General features: G+C 70.1%; 19 protein-coding genes. 8 read left to right on the plus strand and 11 right to left on the minus strand.

The genetic code is table 11. The features are described 5' to 3' along the window. Positions 1 to 51 precede the first annotated feature (51 nt). Entirely contained in the window at positions 52 to 201 is a 150-nt protein-coding gene (locus ACWF7A_RS31130; protein WP_452254062.1) for a hypothetical protein, read from the plus strand. Here ACWF7A_RS31130 and ACWF7A_RS31135 read toward each other — a convergent pair. After that, on the minus strand, positions 194 to 1,318 hold the full coding sequence (locus ACWF7A_RS31135) for a citrate/2-methylcitrate synthase (RefSeq protein ID WP_452254063.1): 1,125 nt from the start codon (positions 1,316 to 1,318) through the stop codon (positions 194 to 196). The two genes, ACWF7A_RS31130 and ACWF7A_RS31135, sit on opposite strands and share 8 nt — an antisense overlap. Before the next feature lie 42 nt (positions 1,319 to 1,360). Between ACWF7A_RS31135 and ACWF7A_RS31140 the strand changes: the two genes are divergently transcribed. Beyond that, positions 1,361 to 2,482: a citrate synthase gene (locus tag ACWF7A_RS31140; protein ID WP_452254064.1), complete on the plus strand. Its 1,122-nt coding sequence runs from the start codon at positions 1,361 to 1,363 to the stop codon at positions 2,480 to 2,482. 467 nt (positions 2,483 to 2,949) lie between these two features. Next, positions 2,950 to 4,047 carry an acyltransferase family protein gene (locus ACWF7A_RS31145; protein WP_452254065.1) on the plus strand — a complete coding sequence of 366 codons (1,098 nt, stop codon included), beginning with the start codon at positions 2,950 to 2,952 and terminating at the stop codon, positions 4,045 to 4,047. Here ACWF7A_RS31145 and ACWF7A_RS31150 read toward each other — a convergent pair. The 9 genes from ACWF7A_RS31150 to ACWF7A_RS31190 all read right to left on the minus strand — a co-directional run bounded on the left by ACWF7A_RS31150 (position 4,010) and on the right by ACWF7A_RS31190 (position 14,512). Next, the gene (locus tag ACWF7A_RS31150; protein WP_452254066.1) at positions 4,010 to 5,716 is read right to left on the minus strand and encodes a 1-deoxy-D-xylulose-5-phosphate synthase; all 1,707 of its coding nucleotides are present in this window, start codon (positions 5,714 to 5,716) and stop codon (positions 4,010 to 4,012) included. The genes ACWF7A_RS31145 and ACWF7A_RS31150 overlap by 38 nt on opposite strands. Further along, a complete protein-coding gene (gene ispH / locus ACWF7A_RS31155; RefSeq protein ID WP_452254067.1) occupies positions 5,706 to 6,647 on the minus strand; it encodes a 4-hydroxy-3-methylbut-2-enyl diphosphate reductase in 942 nt (313 codons plus the stop codon). The genes ACWF7A_RS31150 and ispH overlap by 11 nt, the downstream gene beginning before the upstream one ends. 16 nt (positions 6,648 to 6,663) lie before the next feature. Next, positions 6,664 to 7,698 (minus strand): family 2 encapsulin nanocompartment cargo protein polyprenyl transferase, encoded by a 1,035-nt coding sequence (locus ACWF7A_RS31160; protein ID WP_452254068.1) that lies wholly within the window; start codon positions 7,696 to 7,698, stop codon positions 6,664 to 6,666. 15 nt (positions 7,699 to 7,713) lie between these two features. Next, entirely contained in the window at positions 7,714 to 9,114 is a 1,401-nt protein-coding gene (locus tag ACWF7A_RS31165) for a family 2B encapsulin nanocompartment shell protein (RefSeq protein WP_452254069.1), read from the minus strand. A 34-nt stretch (positions 9,115 to 9,148) separates the two neighbouring features. Beyond that, the gene (locus ACWF7A_RS31170) at positions 9,149 to 10,150 is read right to left on the minus strand and encodes a terpene synthase family protein (protein WP_452254070.1); all 1,002 of its coding nucleotides are present in this window, start codon (positions 10,148 to 10,150) and stop codon (positions 9,149 to 9,151) included. Next, entirely contained in the window at positions 10,143 to 11,222 is a 1,080-nt protein-coding gene (locus ACWF7A_RS31175) for a terpene synthase family protein (protein ID WP_452254071.1), read from the minus strand. The genes ACWF7A_RS31170 and ACWF7A_RS31175 overlap by 8 nt, the downstream gene beginning before the upstream one ends. Positions 11,223 to 11,225: 3 nt before the next feature. Next, positions 11,226 to 12,632, minus strand: a complete 1,407-nt coding sequence (locus ACWF7A_RS31180; protein ID WP_452254072.1) for a family 2B encapsulin nanocompartment shell protein — start codon at positions 12,630 to 12,632, stop codon at positions 11,226 to 11,228. 405 nt (positions 12,633 to 13,037) lie between these two features. Then, entirely contained in the window at positions 13,038 to 13,508 is a 471-nt protein-coding gene (locus ACWF7A_RS31185) for a heme-degrading domain-containing protein (protein ID WP_452254073.1), read from the minus strand. Beyond that, on the minus strand, positions 13,505 to 14,512 hold the full coding sequence (locus ACWF7A_RS31190; RefSeq protein ID WP_452254074.1) for a Gfo/Idh/MocA family oxidoreductase: 1,008 nt from the start codon (positions 14,510 to 14,512) through the stop codon (positions 13,505 to 13,507). Before ACWF7A_RS31190 ends, ACWF7A_RS31185 begins: the two co-directional genes overlap by 4 nt. A 38-nt stretch (positions 14,513 to 14,550) precedes the next feature. Between ACWF7A_RS31190 and ACWF7A_RS31195 the strand changes: the two genes are divergently transcribed. The 5 genes from ACWF7A_RS31195 to ACWF7A_RS31215 all read left to right on the plus strand — a co-directional run bounded on the left by ACWF7A_RS31195 (position 14,551) and on the right by ACWF7A_RS31215 (position 21,134). Then, entirely contained in the window at positions 14,551 to 15,525 is a 975-nt protein-coding gene (locus ACWF7A_RS31195) for an ROK family transcriptional regulator (protein ID WP_452254075.1), read from the plus strand. Between the two features lie 10 nt (positions 15,526 to 15,535). Then, positions 15,536 to 16,336, plus strand: coding sequence for a helix-turn-helix domain-containing protein (locus ACWF7A_RS31200; RefSeq protein WP_452254076.1), 801 nt, complete (start codon positions 15,536 to 15,538; stop codon positions 16,334 to 16,336). Further along, entirely contained in the window at positions 16,333 to 16,731 is a 399-nt protein-coding gene (locus tag ACWF7A_RS31205) for a VOC family protein (RefSeq protein ID WP_452254077.1), read from the plus strand. Before ACWF7A_RS31200 ends, ACWF7A_RS31205 begins: the two co-directional genes overlap by 4 nt. An 85-nt stretch (positions 16,732 to 16,816) precedes the next feature. Further along, a complete protein-coding gene (locus tag ACWF7A_RS31210; RefSeq protein WP_452254078.1) occupies positions 16,817 to 20,179 on the plus strand; it encodes a S8 family serine peptidase in 3,363 nt (1,120 codons plus the stop codon). A gap of 217 nt (positions 20,180 to 20,396) precedes the next feature. Then, positions 20,397 to 21,134 (plus strand): class I SAM-dependent methyltransferase, encoded by a 738-nt coding sequence (locus tag ACWF7A_RS31215; RefSeq protein ID WP_452254079.1) that lies wholly within the window; start codon positions 20,397 to 20,399, stop codon positions 21,132 to 21,134. On the opposite strand, the gene ACWF7A_RS31220 is transcribed toward ACWF7A_RS31215, so the two are convergent. Then, a complete protein-coding gene (locus tag ACWF7A_RS31220; RefSeq protein WP_452254080.1) occupies positions 21,135 to 21,269 on the minus strand; it encodes a hypothetical protein in 135 nt (44 codons plus the stop codon). Between the last annotated feature and the right edge of the window lie 140 nt (positions 21,270 to 21,409).

Raw genomic sequence — 21,409 nt, forward strand, 5'->3', positions numbered from 1 at the left:
CGTCAGATCTGCCACTGTTGGCTGGATATTGCTGACCGCAAACTTACTGACATGACTCTTGCAGCGATCGTCCTCGCAGTAGCCGCCCTCTCCGTCTGGCTCGACCGGCACCGAGACCGCACCACCGGTCTGGCAGGCTCTTCCGACGTCCACGACCGCGACCGCGTCCGAGTGCGCGACGACCTGCGGTACCTCACCTGATCGGCGTGGACCCGATCCGCGGCTCGGGGCCCGTGTAGCGGGCGACCGGTCGGATGATCTTCGTGTCCTCGGACTGCTCGAGCGCGTTGGCACACCATCCGACCACCCGGCTGCACGCGAAGGTCGGCGTGAACATCTCGCGCGGGATGCCGCACTGCTCCATCACCACGCCGGCGTAGAACTCCACGTTCGCGTACAGCTGCCGGCCGGGCTTGAGCTCGGCCAGCAGCTCCGTGACCCGGCGCTCGACGGTGACGGCGAACTCGGTCAGGCGCGTCGGCCGCTCCTGCGCGATGCCCTTGAGCAGACGCGCCCGCGGGTCCTCGGTCTTGTAGACGGCGTGCCCGAAGCCCATGATCCGGTCGCCCCGCTCGATGCGTTCGCGCACCCAGGCGTCGATGTTCTCCGGCGTCCCGATGAGGTCCAGTGCCTCCAGCGCACGGTCCGGCGCGCCACCGTGCAACGGGCCGGAGAACGTCCCGATCGCCGCCGTCACCGCCGACGCGACGTCCGCACCCGACGACGCGACCACGCGCGCGGTGAACGTCGACGCGTTGAAGCCGTGGTCGATCGTGGCGATCAAGTACTGCTCGACCGCACGGCTCGTCCACGTTGACGGCTCCAGTCCGGTCACCATGTACAACCAGTTCGCCGACGTGGACAAATCAACCCTGGGGTTGACGGGATCAAGTCCGAGCTTGAGCCGGTGCAGTGCGGCGAGGATCGTCGGCGTCATCGCGCTGACCGCCAGCGCGTCCGCCTTCCGCGCGCTCATCGGCGCGTCCCACATCGGCTGCGACGGCAGCATCGAGAGCGCGGTCCGCAGCCCCGCCAGCGCCGTGCACCCCGACCGCGCGATCGCGGGCAGCACCTCGCTGATGCTCGGCGGCAGCGTTCGCAACGCCGCGGTCTGCGCGGCGAACCGCGCGGACTCGTCCTGATCCGGCAGCCGGCCCTCCACGAAGAGGAACCACACGTCCTCGAACGACCGCGTCGTGGCCAGTTCGATCGCGTCGTGCTCGCGGTAGTGGTAGTAGCCCGCGGCACCGTTCACGTCCCCGATCAGGGTCGTGGTGACGACGACGTCTTTAAGCCCTTTGGGTGCATCAATCAACATGGATGGAAGAGTCCGTCAACATGTCTTGTACAGTCAACGTTGATGGAATCAATGTTGACGACGAATCAAGCCGCCCGGCGTCTCGGCGTGAAACCGGCGACGGTGTATTCGTACGTCAGCCGCGGTCTCCTGACCAGCACCAAGGTGAACCGCCTGAGCATGTTCGGCGTCGCCGAGGTCGAAGCCCTGGCGCAGCGCACTGGTGCGCGCGGAGCAGTGGCCGCTGTGACGGATCGCATCCGCACCCGCATCTCGTTGCTGGAGAACGACCACCTCCACTACCGCGGCCGTTCCGTCCCCGCGCTCTCGAGCACCAAGCGGTTCGAGGACGTCGCGCATTGGCTGTGGACGGGCATCGACTCGGAGGGCATCCAGTTCCCGGAGGGCCAGGAGATCTGGATGGCCCTGCCGGAGAGCGCCACCCTGACCGACCGGGTCCGCGTGGCAGTGGCCCTCGCGAGCGCCGGCGACCCGTTGCGCTTCGACCTCGACCGGTCCATCACCACGGCCAAGGCGATCATCGCCGACATCGTCGAGTCCCTGCCGATGCTGGGCAGGCCCGCGGGCACCGACATCGCCGACCGCCTCTGGGCCCGCCTGTCCCCGGACCCCCCGCAGCCGGACCTGCTCAACGCCGCCCTGATCCTGCTGGCGGACCACGACCTGGCCATCTCGACGATGGCCGCCAGGGTCGCCGCCTCGGCCCACGCCCACCCGTACGCCGTAGTGTCCGCGGGGCTCGGCGCGATGGAGGGCCAGCGCCACGGCGCCGCCGCGACGATCGCGCACCGCTTCCTCGCCCAGGCCGCCACCGACCCGATGGGCACCGTCGCCGAACACCTGCGGGCGGGCCAGCCGATCCCGGGTTTCGGCCACCGCGTCTACCGCTCCCGCGACCCGCGCGCCGACCACTTCCTGGCCCTGCTGCGCGCCCACGGCGACCTGGTGGTGGACGAGGTGATCGCCACCCAGCCGAAGACGTTCCCGAACATGGACCTGGCGCTGGCGCAGTTCGGGCTGATGTTCTCGATGCCGCCGACCGCCGGGGAGGCGATCTTCTCGATCGCGCGGATCGTGGGGTGGGTCGCGCACGCGATGGAGGAGTACAAGGAGCCGGGGCTGCGCTTCCGGACGATGGGTGTGTACACGGGCGACCGGCCGTAGCCCGTAGCCGGTCGGCGCCAGGGCGGTGATGGGCGTGGGGTCGCAAGAGCCGATGACGCGCACTCCGCAGGTCCGGGGTCCCAGGCCTGGGCATCGGCTGCGGGTGAATGGTCGGTTCGCGAACGGGTCTGAGGGCGAACGGGTCTGCGGGCGAACGGGTCTGCGGGCGAACAGTCTGTGGCGAGTGGTCCGCGGGCGAGTGGGTTGCAGGCGAACGGGCCTGCGGGCCTCTGGTGGCTGCGTACCGGTTCCGGAACCGTCGGCCTCTCGTGGGCCGGTGACCTCCGCCGACGCCGTTCGCTCTCCGCAGCCGCAGCCGCAGCCGCAGCCGCAGCCGCAGCCGCAGCCGCAGCCGTCCACCCTCAGGCCAGCGTCGTTCGCCCCTAGCGGCCGCACGGCCTGACCCGGAACCGTCCGCCCCTCTTGGCCGCTGGCGTCGGCACGCCCGGAAGCGGACCATGAAAACCATGAGATTGTCCGCTGTGGACAACCTGAAGGTGATCCTGGTGGCGTGGGTCATCGGCGGCCACGCGCTGCTCGGCTACGCCGCGATCGGTGGCTGGCCCTACGACGAGGTCAACGAGGTCACGTTCCACCCCGGCGTCGAGACGGTGCTGGCGGCGCTGGTCGGGCCGTCCGGCCTGTTCTTCATGGGCACCTTCTACTTCATGGCCGGGATCTTCACGCCCGGCTCGATCGAGCGCAAAGGGCGGCGGCGGTTCGTCACCGAGCGGCTCTTCCGGCTCGGGCTGCCGTGGGTGGTCAGTGCGCTCGTCGTCTGGCCGACGTTCGTGTGGCTGGCCTACAACGGGGCGGGGCGCGATGTCTCGTGGTGGCAGGCGTTCACGGACCGGCGGCCGTTCCTGGACAGCGGGTCGCTGTGGTTCGTGGGCGTGTTGCTGATCTTCAGCATCGGCATCGCTTTGGCGCCGCCCATCAGGGAGCGGGCCATCACGCCGCGGACCGTCGTGGGGATGACGGTGATCGTCGCGGGGACGACCTTCCTGACGCGGCTGGTGTTCCCGGCACGCAGCGGACAGGTCGGGGACCTGCACCTGTGGTGGTGGCCGCAGTGTCTCGGGATGCTGCTGGTCGGGGCGATCGGCGGGCGCAAGCTCGCGGAACGGGTGCCGGACGAGATCTACCGCATGACGCGCACCGTCGTCGTCGGGACTATCGCGGTGCTGCCCGTCGCCGCGGCTCTCATGGGCGTGCTGGACCTGGCGAAGAGCGCGGAACCGTTCCTCGGGGGCTGGACGTGGCAGGCGGCGGTTCTCGCGCTGGTCGAGGGGATTCTGGTGGTGGCGGGGAGCCTGTGGCTCATCGGGCTGGCGCAGCGGCGGTTGACGCGCCAGGGGCCCTTCGCCGAGGGGCTGGCGCGGTCCGCCTACGTCGCGTTCGTCGTGCAGGGGCCGATCTTGCTGTCGCTCGCCGCGGGGCTCCGGCCGCTGGACGTTCCCGCCGAGGTGAAGGCACCGCTGGTCGGTGCCGGGGCGATCGCGTTGTCGTTCGCCATCGGCTGGTACGTCACTTCACGCCGAGGCGCTTCAGCACGCTCGTCGTGATGCCGGCGGCGTCCAGGCCGTGTGCGCGCAGGATTCGGGCACGTGAGTCGTGGGGCAGGAACCGGGGCGGTAGCGCGAACGTCGCCACGCAGGTCGGCGAACCGGCCAGGGCTTGACCGAGCCGTGCGCCCAGGGCTCCGGTGGACGTCGTGTCCTCCACGGCCAGGACGAGGCGGTACTGGCCGCTGAACTTGACGAGGTGCGGGTCGAGGGGCGCGATCCAGCGCGGGTCCACGACGTCGACCCGGATGTCGTGCGAGGCCAGCTCCTCCGCCGCGGCCAGGCAGGGGCCGGCCAGCGGGCCCACGGAGATCAGGAGCACCTCGGCGTCCGGGACCTCCCGCAGCACGTCGAAGTGGCTCACGTGGCGCATCGCGGGCACGTCCGGGCCGAGCGCGGCCTTCGGGTAGCGCACGACGGTGGGGCCGTCCGAGACCTCGACCGCCTCGCGCAGCAGGGTGGCCAGCGAGCTCGGATCGCGTGGTGCGGCAAGGCGAAGGCCCGGCACCACCGGCAGCACCGAGGCGTCCCACACGCCGTGGTGCGAGGCGCCGTCCGGGCCCGTCACGCCCGCGCGGTCCAGCACGAACGTCACCGGCAACCGGTGCAGGGCCACGTCCATCAGCAACTGGTCGAAGGCCCGCGACAGGAACGTCGCGTAGACCGCGACGACCGGGTGCAGGCCGCCCATCGCCATGCCGGCGGCGGACGTCACGGCGTGCTGCTCGGCGATCCCCACGTCGAACACGCGCGACGGGAAGCGCTCGGCGAAGGGCCGCAGCCCCACGGGTTCGAGCATCGCCGCGGTCAGGCAGACGACGTCCGGCCGGTCCGCGCCGATCGCCACGATCTCGTCGGAGAACGCGTCGGTCCAGGTGCGGCCCCCGGTGGCACCGGACGCGCCGACCGCGTGCATGCGGTCCGCCTCGTCGGTCTCCGCGGGCTCGTACCCCTTGCCCTTCACGGTCTTGCAGTGCACGACGACCGGACGGCCGAGCGCTTTGGCCTCCCACAGCGCGTTCTCGACGGCGTGCACGTCGTGTCCGTCGACCTCGCCGATGTACGCGAGCCCCAGAGCCTCGAACAGTCCGCGGGCCGAGCCGTTGCGCAACGACGCCGCGAAACCACCCGCGGTCGGGTCGTACGAGCGGCCGTTGTCGTTCAGCAGCACCACGACCGGGCGCGCCGAGCCGCCGATGTTGTTCAGCGCCTCCCAGCACATCCCGCCGGTCAGCGCGCCGTCCCCGACGATGGCGACGATCCGCCGGTCGGCCGCGCCCAGCTCGAACGCCTTCGCCAGACCGTCCGCATAGGACAGTGCGGTGGAGGCGTGCGAGTTCTCGATGACGTCGTGCGCGGACTCGGCCGCCGACGGGTACCCGGACAGGCCGCCGGCCTGCCGCAACGAGTCGAAGTCCGAGCACCGGCCCGTCAGCATCTTGTGCACGTACGACTGGTGCCCGGTGTCGAACAGCACCACGTCGACGGGGGAGTTGAAGACCCGGTGCACGCCGATCGTCAGCTCGACGGCGCCGAGGTTCGGGCCGAGGTGACCGCCGGTCCGGTGCACCTTGGAGATCAGGAACGACCGGATCTCCGCGGCCAGCGCGCACAGCTCGGACGACGAGAGCGCCCGCACGTCCGCGGGCGAGGTGATGTCAGCCAGCACGACGCACCGCCAGGGGCAGCGTGAAGGCGATCGTCTCCGTCGCGGTCGTGTGCGTGGACACCGTCACGGAACCCAGCGCCTCCAAGGCGGCCACGACCTCGTCCACCAGTTCGGGAGGCGCGGAGGCACCCGCCGACAGCCCCACGGACGACACCCCGGACAGCCACTCCGGGTCGATCTCGGAGGCGTCGTCGATCAGGTAGGCCGGTGTGCCGCCGCGGGCCGCGAGCTCCACCATCCGCACCGAGTTGGACGAGTTCTTCGAGCCCAGCACCAGAACGAGGTCCGACTGGGCGGCGACCTCGCGGACGGCGACCTGCCTGTTCGTCGTGGCGTAGCAGATGTCGTCCGAACCGGGCCCGCGCACGTGCGGGAACTTCCGCTCCAGTGCCGCGACCACCTCGGCCGTCTCGTCCACGGCCAGCGTCGTCTGCGTCAGGTAGGACACCGGGCCGGTGATCTCCAGCGCCTGCACGTCCTCCACGGTCTCCACCAGCACCATCTGGTCGGGGGCCTCGCCGAGCGTGCCCTCGACCTCCTCGTGCCCGGCGTGGCCGATCAGCACGATGGTGTCGCCGCGCTCGGCGAAGCGCCGCGCCTCGGAGTGCACCTTCGTCACCAGCGGGCACGTCGCGTCCAGCACGTCGAGATCGCGTAGACGAGCCTCGGCGCGCACCGCCGGAGAGACGCCGTGCGCGGAGAAGACCGCCGTAGCACCGAAAGGCACCTCGGACAGCTCTTCCACGAACACGGCTCCACGAGCCTCCAGCGAGCGCACGACGTGGACGTTGTGCACGATCTGCTTGCGCACGTAGACGGGGCCGCCGCGTTGGTCGAGCAGTCGTTCCACGATCTCGATGGCGCGCTCCACCCCGGCGCAGAACGACCGGGGTGAGGCGAGCAGCACCGAACGCGGCGGATGTTCCGTCATCTACGGCCTTCCAGACTCAGTGGTCTCGGTGGGTGACGAGCTGGGCGAGCGTGCCGAGCTCCACCGCCGCACGCGCGGTCGGGGAGGCTTCGCCGAGATGGACCAGCGCCTGCGTGTGCAGTTCGTCGGCCTGCGTCTGGCTCCACGCGCGACCGCCGGCCAGATCGACCAGGTGTGCCGCCCGCGCAAGCGTTTCCGCGTTCATCTCCTGCTCGCCGAAGTACAACGACGCCAGCTCCGCGGAGGCCGGGACGCCCGCGGTCAGGGCACGCACGACCGGCAGGGACTTCTTGCGGCTCACCAGGTCCGTCTGCGCGACCTTGCCCGTCACCGCCGGGTCGCCCCAGATGCCGAGCAGGTCGTCCACGTGCTGGAACGCCAGCCCGAGTTCGGTGCCGTAACCGCGCATCGCCTCGACCTGCTCGTCGGAGCCGCCGCCGTACAACGCGCCCAGCGCCGTCGAGGCGCCCAGCAACGCGCCGGTCTTGCCGCGCGCCATCCGCTCGACCTCGACCACCTCGACGTCGGACCGCGTCTCGAAGTCCAGGTCGTACGCCTGTCCCTCGAGCAACGCCACGGTGGCGTCACCCAGCGTCCGGATCGCCTCCAGCGCCCGCGGATGGCCCGACCCCGCGAGGACGTCGACGGCCAGCGCCTGCAACGCGTCCCCGGCCAGGATCGCCGCGTTGACGCCGAACACGGTCCACGCCGTCGGCCGGTGCCGCCGGGTCGTGTCGCGGTCCATCACGTCGTCGTGCAGCAACGAGAAGTTGTGGATCAGCTCCACCGCGACCGCCGCCGGTACGGCGTCGGAGGCGGTACCGCCGACGGCCTCGGCCGCCAGCAGCACCAGCGCGGGACGGATCGCCTTGCCGCCGTTCTCCAGCACCGGGTTGCCGTACTCGTCGCGCCACCCGTGGTGGTACTCCGCGATCGTGCGCATCGACGGCGGCAGCTGGTCGACGGCCTTGCGCAGAGCCGGGAGCACGAGGCTCCGGCTCCACGCGAGGACCTCGCCGGACGGTCGCCCGGCGGCCAGGGGTTCTGTCATCTCGGCTGTCATGGCTCAGAGACCGATCTCCACGTTCTCCAGCACACCCAGCGCGTCGGGCACCAGCACCGCGGCCGAGTAGTACGTGGAGACGAGGTACTTGAGCATCGCGTGCTCGTCGATGCCCATGAACCGCACGTTCAGGCCGGGCTCGTACTCGTCCGGGATGCCGGTCTGGCGCAGGCCGACGACGCCCTGCTTCTCCTCGCCGAGCCGCATGGCGATGATCGACGTGGTGCCGTTCTTGTTGACCGGGATCTTGTCGCACGGCGCGATCGGGATGCCGCGCCACGACTGCAGCTGCTTGCCCTCGACGTCCACGGTCGGCACGACGAGGCCGCGGCTGTTGAGCTGCCGGCCGAACGCCGCGATCGCCTTGGGATGGGCGAGGATCAGCCTGGTGTTGCGGCGCCGCGAGATCAGCTCGTCCATGTCGTCCGGCGTCACCGGGCCGGAGTGGGTGCTGACCCGCTGCTTGAGGTCGGCGTTGGCGAGCAGGCCGAACTCCTTGTTGTTGACGAGCTCGTGCTCCTGCCGCTCGCGCAGGGCCTCGATGGTGAGCCGCAACTGGTGCTCGACCTGGTCCATCGGCTGGCTGTAGAGGTCCGCCACACGCGTGTGGACGCGCACGATCGTCTGCGCCACCGAGAGCTCGTACTCACGCGGCCGCAGCTCGTAGTCGACGAACGTGCCGGGCAGCGTCGGCTCGCCGTCGTGGCCGGACGAGATGTCGATCTCGGCCTCGCCGTGCTTGTTCGACGCGTTCGTCGGGTTCGCCAGCTGCTGCGCGATGTGCTCGCGCAACGGCTCGATCTGCCCGTTGAGCTGAGCGAAGGCGGACCGCGACAGCACGACCGCCGTCGTCGGCGTCAACGCACGCGCGGTGAAGCTCCAGTCCTTGTCGGTACCGGAGAGCACCGGCTCGTCACCGATGTACTCGCCGTCCGCCATCGTGCCCAGCGCCACGTCGTCGCCGTACTCGCCGAGACCGGTCTTGGTGACCTTGCCGTGCGCGATCACGATGATCTCGTCGACGGACGCGCCGCGCTGCGCGATCACCTCGCCCGGCTGGTACTCGCGCTGCTCGAAGCGGTTCGCGACCGCCGTCATCGCCGCCTCGTCCTCGAAGCCGCGCAGGAGCTTGAACTCCGCGAGCTCCTGCGGCACGATCCGCACCTCGGACCCCACGGCCGTGAAGGTGACGCGGCCGTCGCCGATGGCGAACGTGAGCCGCCGGTTGACGCGGTAGGCCCCACCCTTGGCCTCGACCCAGGGCAGCATGCGCAGCAGCCACCGGGGCGAGATCCCCTGCATCTGCGGTGCGGACTTGGTGGTCGTGGCGAGGTTGCGGGCGGCTGCCCGGGAAAGGCTCAGCTGCTTGTCCTCGACCCCGAGACCCGGATCGGTAACAGTCACTGCGAATCCTGCCAATCTGCTTCAGCGGAACGAGCTAGCGGACCAAGACGGCGGCGGTGCCGAGTCCGGTAGGGCGGTGGAGAGATTTCCGGGTGGGGACCGGGGAGAAGCTGAACCGAGCGGATCTCTGCGTCCAGAGGAGCTCGCCCGCGAGCCAGGACTTCAGCGCCTCGACATAGCGGTGCAGTCCGGCTTTGGCCTCGGCGTCGAGGCCGTACTCGTCGGCGATCGACGGCAGCTCACCGATGATCGAGCCGATCTGCCTCAGCCGGGCCGCGATCAGGTCGGCGACGACCGAGACCGCCTGCTGCGTCTCACAACCGAAGAACTGCCGCACGGCGAGCACCGCGCTGGTCGTGCTGCCGCCGGTCGCGTAGGTGTGGTCGAAGCCGACGATCTCCTGCCGCAGGGCGGGAACGTCGCCGAACGAGTCGACGAGCGCCCGCATGGTGCTGTTGCGCAGCAACTCCGCGGGCAACTCGGCGCCGACGGACTTGCGCGCGAGCTTCGCCGACAGCTCCGCGGCGATCGACCGGCGTCGCATCTCCACGAGGTCGATCGGGTCGGGCACCCGGCCCTGTGCGGTGTTGTGCAGCTCCCACAGCAACGCGTCGAAGAACTCGGCCAGGTGCTCGGAGTCCTCGCTGTCCAGAGTGGACCGCGAGACGAGGTCGGAGAGCCCCTTCTCGGCGGGGTTCATCGGGGTCGAACCGCTCAGCACCGACTTCAGCCCCGCCACGAACGCCCTGCCGCCCGTGACGTCGCGCGAGCGGAGGAAGGACTGGAACGCGTCGGTGACGTAGAAGCCCCAGGTGTGCCAGTCGTTGATGTGCACCAGGTCTTCCCACGACGACGTGGGGTGCGTCAGCGGGCCGAAGCCGCCGTAGTCCGCGGCGTCGTAGAACGCCTCGGTCCACGGCACGCCGCCGAGCATGCCCATGTCGCACACCCAGGTCTTGGTGTGCTGCCGGACGCGGTCGACGTGCGGCGAGAGCCGTGCCGCGAACGGCATGTCGAACGAGGGGACCTCAACCACGGGGCACCCCCAGCCACGCCGCGGACGTGCCCAGGCCGGTCGGCCCGCGCAGGATCGTGCGGAAGAACGCGGAGTTGCCCGCCCCTCCCTCGACCTTGGTGTAGCGGCCCGCGTGCAGGTGCCACTCGTGGCCACCGGACTGCCAGTCCTGCAGGCCCTTCACGTACTTGAGCACACGTGCCTGCTCGTCCGGCCCCAGCGCGTTCTCGGCGAACAGCAGCGGCAGCTCGGTGAAGACGGTGTTCTCGAACTGGTGCAACCGCGAGGTCAGCAGGTGGTTCACGGCCTCGACCGCGGTCTGCGTGTCGTGGCCGAAGAACTTCTCGAACACCAGCACGCCGTTGGAGTTCTCGCCCTCCCGCTGCACCTCCCTCTCGTACGAGAAGATGTCGTTGCGCAGGTGGATCGCGTCGGAGAACGTGTCGGAGAGGACCCGCAGCGGCCGGGTGCCCGCGACGGACGCGGGCACCTCGGCCGCCTCGGAGACCTCCACCAGGTTCGCCGACCACGGCGCGCCGCCCACCTTGCGGCGCATCTCGATGTACTCGATCGGGTTGGCGACGGTGCCGCTCTCGATGTTCTTGATCTCCCACATGCACTCGAGCAGCAGGTTGTGGGTGCTCGTGGTGAACCGGCGCCGCCAGTCCTGCGACATCAGCGGAATCGTCCGCTGCCACAGGTCGACGAGGCCGCGCTCGGTCGGGTTCCGGGGCTCCGGCCACGTGTCCGTGCCGTTGAGCGGCATGAACGCCGGCAGCCGGTCGAGATACGCCTTCGCTCCCGACACGTCCTTGCTCTGCTTGAACTCCGCGAAGAACTCGTCGTCGAAGTAGAAGACCCAGACGTACCAGTCCGTGATGAGGTCGAGGATCTCCGCGGGCGCGTCCGGGTGGGTCCACGCGCACATGAACCCGTAGTCGTCGCCCGCGAGGATCTCGTCGGTCCACACCCCGGTGTCGAGCATCCCCATGTCCCGCGCCCACTGCGTGGAGTGGGCGCGGGCGCGTTCGAGGTTCGGGTTCATCCGCGCCGGGTGCGGCACGTAGAACTCCGGCATGGTGAAGGAGGCCAAGACCTATCCCTCGCGGCCGAGCTCGACGTGCTCCAGCACACCGATCGCGTCCGGCACCATGATGGCGGCCGAGTAGTAGGCGCTGACCAGGTAGTTGATGATCGCCTGGTCGTTGATGCCCATGAACCGCACGGACAGGCCCGGCTGGTACTCGTCCGGGATGCCGGTCTGGTGCAGGCCGATGACGCCCTGGTTCTGCTCGCCGGTGCGGATCAGCATCACCGACGACGTGCGGGTGTCGGAGACCGGGATCTTGTTGCACGGCAGCACGGGGATGCCGCGCCACGCCGGCACCTGCTGGCCGTTGAAGTCGATGTGCTGCGGGTACAGGCCCCGCTTGTTGAGCTCACGGCCGAACGCGGCGATCGTGCGCGGGTGCGCGAGGAAGTACCCGGGGTCCTTCCACACGATCGACAGCAGCTCGTCGAAGTCGTCCGGGGTGGGCGGTCCGGAACGGGTGTGGATGCGCTGCTTGAGGTCCGCGTTGTGCAGCAGGCCGAACGACCTGTTGTTGACGATCTCGTGCTCCTGGCGTTCGCGCAGGGCCTCGATCGTGAGCCGCAGCTGCTGCTCGACCTGGTCCATCGGGTTGTTGTAGAGGTCCGCGACACGGCTGTGGACCTGCAGCACGGTCTGCGCGACGCTCAGCTCGTACTCGCGCGGGGACTGCTCGTAGTCGACGAACGTGCCAGGCAGCACGGGCTCGCCGTCGTGACCGGACGCCATGCCGATCTCGGCCTCGCCGTGCTCGTCCTGCGGCTTGTTGCGGCTGTTGTAGGACTGCTGGATGTGTGCGCGCAGGCCGCCCGCTTCCCCGTTGAGCGCCTGGAAGTCGTCCCACGACAGGGTGAGCACGGTGACCGGGGTGACGGCCTTGGCCGTGTACTCCCACTCGCCCTGCGGCCCCGCCAGCACGGACTCGCCGAAGTACTGGCCGTCCGCGAGGTTGCCGAGCACGGTGTCGCCGCCGTACTCACCGGTGCCGATCTTGTCGACCTTGCCGTGCGCGATCAGCACGACGGTGTCCTGCGGGCGGCCCTTCTCGACGATGACGTCGCCGATGCCGAACTCCTGCTGCCGGAACCGGCCGGCGAGCGCGGAGAGGACCTCTTCGTCGTCGAAGCCCTTCAGCAGTGCCAGCTCGGTGAGCTCCTGCGGTACGACGCGGATCTCCGCGCCGATGTTCGTGAACGACACACGGCCATCGCCCAGCGTGTAGGTGAGGCGGCGGTTGACGCGGTACGCACCACCAGCGGCCTGCACCCAGGGCAGCACCTTGAGCAGCCAGCGGGAACTGATTCCCTGCATCTGCGGGACGGACTTGGTGGTCGTGGCCAGATTACGCGCGGCGGCCGTGCCCAAACTCAGCTGCTGACGGCCCTCATTGAGGTCAGAATCCGTCACAGTCACAACCTGCACCCACCCATCTCAATGCGCTAATGGTCCAATCCGATAAGCCGGAACGGACGTTAGTTCGCGCTGTTAAGGGCTGTGAAGAGGCCAAAAAGGCGACATTCGGGTGGGTGGTTTAAGCCTGATGACGCTACGGAGCGTACAACTTCTGCCGAGGGCAACAGTCGTTGTATCGGCAGGTGGGTGACCGTCTGCTATTCGTTTGAGGATGGAATGGGCCACTCGTTTGGTCCAGTAAGATCACTCTTTCGAGCGCATGGATGAGGTGTGGCGGATGTTATAAGACACCACTCCGAGTGGGTCGAAAATCCACTCGAAGTGGTGTGTGTCAATGCAACGTTACGCCTCTGGGTGTTACTGGCAAGGCATAGCAAGATTTTGTAGCAACGGCTATTCGTGCTATTACGCCTCTCGGGCGTTCAGGAATGATTCCAGCTGGGTCACGACGAACGCGTGGTCCTCGGCCTGGGGCAGTCCCGAGACGCCGACGGTGCCGATCGGGCCCGTCCCGCGCAGGATGATCGGGAAGACGCCGCCGTGCGCCGCGTACAGGTCGGGGTCGAGGCGCGACTCGGCCTCGAACGTCGTGCCCTTCTCGCGGAACTCCGTGCCGACCTGGAACGAGCTGTGGCCGAACAGCTCGACGACGCGGGCCTTGCGCTCGAGCCACCGGTCGTTGTTGGGCGCGGTGCCGGGCAGCGCGGCGTGGAAGAGGCGATGTCCGTTGCGCTGCACCGAGATCGCGATCGGCAGGCCCTGTTCGCGGGCGGCGTCGAGCAGGTGCAGGCCGAGCTCGATCGCGACGTCGTTGCCGAAGCGCGTGAACTGGAGCCGCCGCTCCTGGGCGAGCAGTTCTTCGCTGGTAGGGCTCACAGGGACACCACCCGGTTCTCGCGTGCGGAAAGGAAAGCGGCCTCGATGACCCGCAGCGCGTCCACGGCGCTCGCGGGGTCGACGGGGACGCGGCCGGCCTGGATCTCAGCGTAGAAGTTCTGGTACGCGCCGGGTTCGACGGTGATCTCGGTCGTGTCGCCGAGCAGTCCGAGCCGTCCCGTCCGGTCCTCGTGGCCCCAGCCGGGATCGGTCGGGCGACGGCCCGCGTCGAGCGCGTCCTCCTGCTCGTCGAGGCCGCTGATCTCGAACGCGCCCTCGCTGCCGAGCAGGCGGAACCTCGGCCCGTGGTGGGCCGCGTGCGCGTTGGCCCACAGGTGGGAGCGGACGCCGTTCTCGTGCGTCAGCGCCACGAACACGTCGTCGTCCACCTGCGCGCCGGGACGGCGGCGGTCGAGTTCCGCGTAGACGTTGCGCACCGGCCCGAACAGCTGCAACGCCTGGTCGACGAGGTGGGCGCCGAGGTCGTAGAGCAGGCCGCCGGCCTCCTCGGGCGCGCCGAGCTCGCGCCAGTTGTCCCAGATCTCCGGCACCCAGCGCTCGAAGCGGGACTCGAACCGCCGGACCTCGCCCAGCCGGCCGACGATCTCGCGAAGGGTGAGGAAGTCGCTGTCCCAGCGGCGGTTCTGGAAGACCGTCAGCGGTACCCCGGCGGCCTGTGCGGCGGCCACGAGGTCGGCGGCCTCGACGGACGTCGGCGCGAACGGCTTGTCGACGACGACCGCGACGCCCTTCGCGATGGCGCGCTTCGCGTACTCGACGTGCGTCCTGTTCGGCGTGGCCACGACGATCAGGTCGAGGTCCAGGTCGAACAGCTCGTCGGCGGTGACGATCTTCGCGTCCGGGTGCGTGGCACGGGCCCGCGCCTGCCGCTCCGGGTCCGCCGTCACGATCGCGGTGAGGTCCATGCCCTCGGTGGAGGTGATCAGCGGGGCGTGGAAGACCCGCCCCGCGATGCCGTAGCCCAGAAGTCCGACTCGAGTCATGCTTCCGATTAAAGCAACGCTGTTGAATAATTGCGACCGTGGACCTCACCTCGCTCCGTTCGCACAACGACAGGACAGTGCTCAGGCTCGTCCGCTCGGGGGCGCTGAGCAGGGCTTCCCTGGCCGCGGAGGCCGGGCTGACCCCGCAGGCGGTCTCGAAGATCGTGGCGCGGCTCATGTCGGCCGGCCTGCTGGAGGAGACCGGGGCCGTGCGCGACGGCGGCCGCGGCAAGCCCCGGATGGCGTTGCGGCTCGCGGCCGGCGGGGCGTACGCGTACGGCGCCTACGTCGACCGCGACGAGCTGCGGGTGGTGAAGCTCGGCCTGACCGGCGAGGTGGTGGCGGCCTCGGCCGTGCCGCTGCCGCCGATGTTCACGCCGGACGACGTGCTCGGCGCGCTGGAGCCGTTGGTCGAGGCGGGGGAGAAGGTGCTCGGGCTCGGCATCGGCATCGCCGGCCCGCTGGAGCACCGCGCCGGGGTGGTGTCGCCGAACGGACTGCCGGGCTGGTCCTCGGTGCCGTTGAAGGCGCTGGCCGAGGAACGGCTGGGGCTGCCGGTCGTCGTGGACAAGGACACCAACGCCGCCGTGCTCGCCGAGGCGTGGCGCAGACCGCTCCGGGACGCGGCGCTCGTGTTCGTGGGCACCGGTCTGGGCGTGGGACTGCTCCTCGGAGGAGAGGTGTATCGAGGCGCACGCTCGGGCGCGGGCGAGTTCGGGCACACGACGATCCAGCTCGACGGTCCGCTGTGCGTCTGCGGACGGCGCGGGTGCGTCGAGGCGGTGCACGCGGCCAGCACCGGCGTCGAGGCGGCACGGGTGCTCGCGGCGGCGGTGACGAACCTGGTGCAGCTGCTGGACCTCGACCAGATCGTCCTGAGTGGACGGAAGGTGCTGGAGTCGCCCGACCTCTACCTGCGGGCGATGCCGGACGTGGACGTGAGCGTCACGTCGTGCGGTCCCGACCTGGTGCCGGTCGGCGCGGGGCTGCTGGTTCTGGGAGAACTGTTTTAGCATCGGTGTTGTGGACGTCGAGCACGTCGTCGGCCTGCCGCACCCGCGGCTGCGGCCGTTCGTCACGCGGTACTCCGGGTACCGGATGCGCACCGAGCCCGGTGTGCACCGCGGCCTGCCGTCGCGCTCGCTGACCCTCGTCGTGACGCTGGACGGCACGGTCGACCTGGCGCAGGGCCGGTTCGCCGCGCTGTGCGGCGGCCTGCACGACGAGGCCGTGCTCATCACCCACGACGGGTTCCAGCACGGCGTCCAGTGCGACCTCACGCCGTTGGGGATGCGGGCGTTCTTCGGCATGCCCGCGGGAGAGCTGTCCGCGCTCACCGTGGGCCTCGACTCCCTGGACGCCCCGGCGGCCGAGCTGCGCGAACGGCTGCAGGACGCGCCGACGTGGACGGACCGTTTCGCGCGCCTGGACGAGGTGCTCGGCGGACTGGTCCGGCCGGTGCGGCAGCAGGTCGAGGTGGCGTGGGCGTGGCAACGGCTCGCTGCGGGCGCCCCGGTGGCCGAGATCGCCGCCGAGGTCGGGTGGAGCCGGCAGCACCTGAGCGCGCGGTTCGCGGCCGAGTACGGGCTCACGCCCAAGGTCATGGGCCGCGTGATGCGGTTCGAGCGCGCGAACCGGATGCTGCGCGGCGAACGCCGGCCGACGCTCACCGAGGTGGCCGCGGCCTGCGGCTACACCGACCAGGCGCACTTCAACCGGGACTGGCGGGCTCTCTGCGGGGCGACCCCGACCGAGTGGATCGCGGCCGAGCTTCCATTCGTACAAGGCAGCGAGCACGGTCAGGGCGCAGAGTTGCCGTCATGAGCACACCCGCACCCACCTGCTGGCCCTGTCTGTCCTACCGGGACGCGCCCGCCGCGATCCGCTTCCTCGTGGAGGCGTTCGGCTTCAAGGAACATCTCGTCGTGCCGGGAGAGGCCGACGGCGAGGTCGTGCACTGCGAGATGGTCTGGCCCGAGGGCGGCGGCGTCATGCTGGGCTCCGCCGTGCGGTCCGTCGGCGAGGTCGAGGCGACCAAGGTCGGCGCCGGCTCCATCTACGTGGTGACCGACCGGCCCGACGAGCTCCACGCGCAAGCGTTGTCGCACGGCGCCACCGAGATCCGCGGTCTGCTCGACGAGGACTACGGCTCGCGTGGCTTCACCGTCGCCGACCCCGAGGGCAACCGCTGGAGCTTCGGCACCTATCGCGGAGCGTGAGGCAACCCGCACGCTCGGTTCGGAGTCTTCCTGGGTGGAGAGGTTCACACCCAGGGGAGGACACGTGCGGTTGGCACGATGTTTGGTGATCACCGCTCTCGCCGCCGGGCTGCTCAGCCCGGTGGCGGTGGCGCAGGCGGAACCGCCTGGAGCCCAGAAGACCTCGACCGTCACGCTGATCAGCGGGGACGAGGTCGTCTTGGGGGAGAAGGGCGAGCTCGTCCGGGTCGAGGGACGGCCCGGGATGCAGTTCGCCCAGTACGTGAAGGACGGCCACCAGTACGTGGTGCCCGCGGACGCCGTCGACGCGATGGGGCAGGACCGCGTCGACAAGCGCTTCTTCGACGTCACGTCGTTGCACGCCTACGGGTACACCGACGACAAGATCGACCGGATCCCGTTGCTGGACAACGGTTTCCGGTCGGCGGGCGCGGTGCGGAAGAAGGACGCCGCGGCGCAGTGGACCGGGCGGCGCACGACCGCGTTGCGCGCGGGGAAGCTGTGGCTCGACGGCAAGTCGCGGATCTCGCTGACCGAGAGCGTGCCGATGGTGGGCGCTCCGGCGGCGTGGCAGGCCGGGTTCGACGGCACGGGTGTCACGGTCGCCGTGCTCGACACCGGGTACGACCAGAAGCACCCGGAGCTCGCAGGCGTCGTCTCCGTGGCGAAGGACTTCACGCCGTCCGGCATCCAGGACGACATCGGTCACGGCACGCACGTCGCGGCCACGGTCGCCGGTCGCGGCAGCCGGTACGCCGGTGTCGCGAAGGGCGCTTCCCTGGCGGTGGGCCGGGTCTGCGAGGCCTCGTACTGCCTCGACAGCGCGGTGATCGCCGGCATGGAGTGGGCGGCGCGCGAGGTCGAGGCGAAGGTCGTCAACCTGTCCCTGGGCGGCGACCAGTCCGACGGCACGGACCCGTTGTCGCTGAAGGTCAACGAGCTCACCGCCGAGACCGGCGCGTTGTTCGTGGTCGCGGCGGGCAACTCGGGCACGTTCCGCAAGGTCTCCGGACCGGCGGTGGCCGACGCGGCGCTGGCCGTGGCGAACCTGACCAAGCAGGGCGCGGTCGAGGAGATGTCGTCCCGCGGCCCGAGGCCGGGTGACCACGCGGTCAAACCGGACATCGCCGCGCCGGGCACGGACATCGTGGCCGCCCGGGCCGAGAACACGTTGTGGGACCACGCCGTCGACGACCTGCACGCCCGGCTGACCGGCACGTCGATGGCCGCCCCGCACGTCGCGGGCGCGGCGGCCGTGCTGGCGCAGCGCAACCCGTCGTGGAAGGCCGCCGAGCTCAAGGCGCACCTGATGGCGACGGTGAAGCCGGTCGCGGACTCGCCCGTGAACGTCGGCACCGGCCTGCTCGACGTCGGCCGCGCGGTCACGCAGCAGGTGAGCGCGTCGGTGGGCAGCCTGTCGTTCGGGTTGCTGGAATGGCCGCACACCAGGACGTTCACGAAGACGATCACCTACTCGAACGCGGGCGCGGTGCCTGTCTCCCTGGCGTTGCGGCACAACCTCGGCGCGGACTTCTCCGTGCCGTCGTCGGTGACCGTGCCTGCCCAGGGCAGTGTCGCGGTCGACGTCGTGCTGGACCCGCGCAAGGGCCTCGGCACGTTCTTCGGTCACGTCGAGGCTTCCGGGGCAGGCGTCGAGCTGACCACCTCCGTGGGCGCGTACGTCCAGGAGGAACGGCACGCGCTGACGTTGTCGATGGTCGGCCGTGACGGCAAGCCCGTCCCGAACGAGTTCGCCGTCGTGGTCAACATGACGACGAAGGAGGCCTCGGTGCTCAGCATCGGGCCGGACGGCACGGGATCGGCGCGGCTGCCCGTCGCGGACTACGCGGTGCTCAGCCGCATCGACGAGCTGACGCCGAACTACGACTGGTTCGTGCCACGCGCCGCGACCGAGGTGGCCGGCCGCGTCTCGCTCGCCGCGGACGTGGCTGTGACGCTCGACGCGAGGCAGGCCAGGCAGATCAGCGTCGAGCTGCCCGAGCGCGACTCGGTGGTCTGGTACCGCGACGCCCAGCTGCGCGTGCCGTTCGCGCCCGGCAAGATCAGCGGTGTCGCCAGCGTCATCGACGGCCGGGTCCCGTTGTACGGCCTGACGTTCGGTGCACCGCTGCTGGAGCTGACCTACAACTCCGGGCTCAAGGGCGGGCAGCCGCTCGTCTCGGTGCCCGGCGGGTTCCCGGTGCGGTACTACGAGAGCAGCAAGTACCTGCCGCCGGGCGAGCACAGGTTCGACGTCGCCGAGCGCGGCTCCGACGTGCGCGGCAAGCTCGCGTTGGTGCGTCCGGTGAACGAGGACGTCTACGCGGTCGCGCAGGCGATGAAGGACGCCGGAGCGCTCGCGGTGCTGTGGGCGGGGCCGGTGCCGTTCGGGTACGACGACCAGACGGCGATCCCGGTGGTCGCCGCGGCGGAGCACCACGTGGCCGTCACGCCGTCGAAGCTGACGCTGCGGGCCATCGCGGGCTCGCCGGTCTCGTACACGTTGTTCCTGCAGAACAAGGGCACGCTTCCGTTGGGCACCAAGAAGTTCCGGCACTCGGAGCTCGCTGCGGTCAAGGCGAGCTACTACACGTCCGGCGGGGACGGCTCGGTCAACCAGCGGAACAACCCGGTCGTGAACGGGGTCATCGGCGTGACGCTGGACGAACGGTTCGCCGCTCCCGTGCGGCGCACCGAGTACTTCACGCCGGGCACCTGGTTCCAGGAGGGCTTCGACGGGCGTTCGTTCGGAGGCGGCGACGACCCGATCACGACCTCGTGGGCGCACGTCGAACCGGTGACCTTCCAGCCGGGCCGGACTTACGAGCGCACGAACCTGCGCGCCGTCACCTCGCCGCGGCTCACCGGACCGTCGCTCGTGCCGTGGGCCGACGGCGGTGGCGTCGAGCGGGCCGGCGACCTGATCACCGCGCGCATCTCGCCGTTCGGCGGGTCGGGGTGGGTGGAGAACTGGCGGCAGACCGGCTGGGGGCAGCTGGAGCTGTTCCACAACGGGGTGTCGCTGGGCTTCTCCGACGTCCGGCGTGGTTCCTTCCACGCCCCCGCCCGCGACGGCCGGTACAAGCTCGTGCTGGACGCGTCCCGCGACTCGCTCGCGTTGTCCACCAACGTGAAAACCACGTGGGAGTTCTCGGGTTCCGCCGACGGCAGGCTGCCGTTGCCGGAGGTCGACTACGTGCTGCCGGTCGACCTGCGCAACAGCTGGAAGGCCGGGGCGCCGATGCCCGCGAAGTTCACCGCGGGGTCGTCGGCGCGCTCGCTGCAGGCGTACGCGTCGTTCGACGACGGCGTGACGTGGGTCCCGGTGAAGTCGATCGTTCCGCCCGGCGGGAAGGCGGGCGGGTTCGTGTCGTTGCGCGTGGTGGCGGCGGACGCGAACGGCAACACGGTCGACCAGACGGTGCTGAGGGCGTACCGGCTGCGATGAGTTCCCTCTAGAGAGTGACTATTCAACAATAGTCCGAACGGCCGTGCTTGTGTTGAGCCTCAGGGCGTAACCGCGCGGCCGTTCGGTCGTTGTAACCCCCTGCGGCACCTGCCCCGCCGTGCGCGAGACGAACCAGGGACGCGGCGTCTCAGCGCCCAGGGCAGGTGCCGCCATTCTCGGTGGCCGGCTCGGCGGCGTTGTGGTGGCATTCCTGCCCATGGGGACTTTCGAGGAACTGGTGGCCGAGGGCGCGGCCGCGCCGTTGGACGGGTGGGACTTCTCCTGGTTCGAGGGGCGAGCGACCGAGGAACGCCCGCCGTGGGGCTACGCGGCGCAGATCGCCGAGCGCCTGAGAGCGGTCTCATCGGCGCTGGACCTGCAGACCGGCGGGGGAGAGGTCACGGCGTCGGCTCCCGTCCTGCCACCGCTGATGGCCGCGACCGAGTCATGGCCGCCGAACGCCGTGGTGGCGTCGCGGAACCTGCCGCTCGTGGTGCGCGCGCCCGACGCCGGGCCGCTGCCGTTCCGGGACTCCGCGTTCGACCTGGTGATCTCACGGCATCCCGTCGTGACGCCGTGGGGTGAGGTCGCGCGGGTGCTCCGGGCCGGCGGGACCTACTTCTCGCAGCAGATCGGGGCCGGGACGAACCGGGAGCTCACGGATTTCATGATGGGGCCGCAGCCGGTGAGCCCGGAGCGCGGCGTCGCGGTGGCTCGTGCCCGGGCCGAGGCGGCCGGGCTGGAGGTGCTGCGGCTGGAGCCCGTGGCGTTGCGGGTGGCGTTCTTCGACGTCGGTGCGGTGGTGCACTTCCTGCGCAAGGTGCTGTGGACCGTGCCGGGGTTCACGGTGGAGGGGTATCGCGAGCGGCTCCTGGACATGCATCAGCACATCCAGGAGCACGGGGAGTTCGTGAGCACCTCGACGAGGTTCCTGGTCGAGGCCCGCAAGCTCTGACTACCAGCGCCGGGCGTCGACGACCGCCTTGAAGTGCTCGGCGTCCTCCTCGCTGATCTCCTTCACCCACCGGCTCTTGCGGAAGCCTTTGACGTCTTCGCGGATGTAGCTCCGGACCCACCCTTCCCCGAACACGTACGTGTTCTCGAAGTGGTGGCCCTGGGGGGTCGTCCAGGCCCGCAGAACACCCTTCGCGTCTTCGACTGCTGACTTTTCGTCGTCCAGCCAGGCGTAGTAGGGGTACTTCCCATCTACTGGTTCGTAGTTGATGGGAC

Source organism: Lentzea sp. NPDC055074 (genome assembly GCF_053608005.1).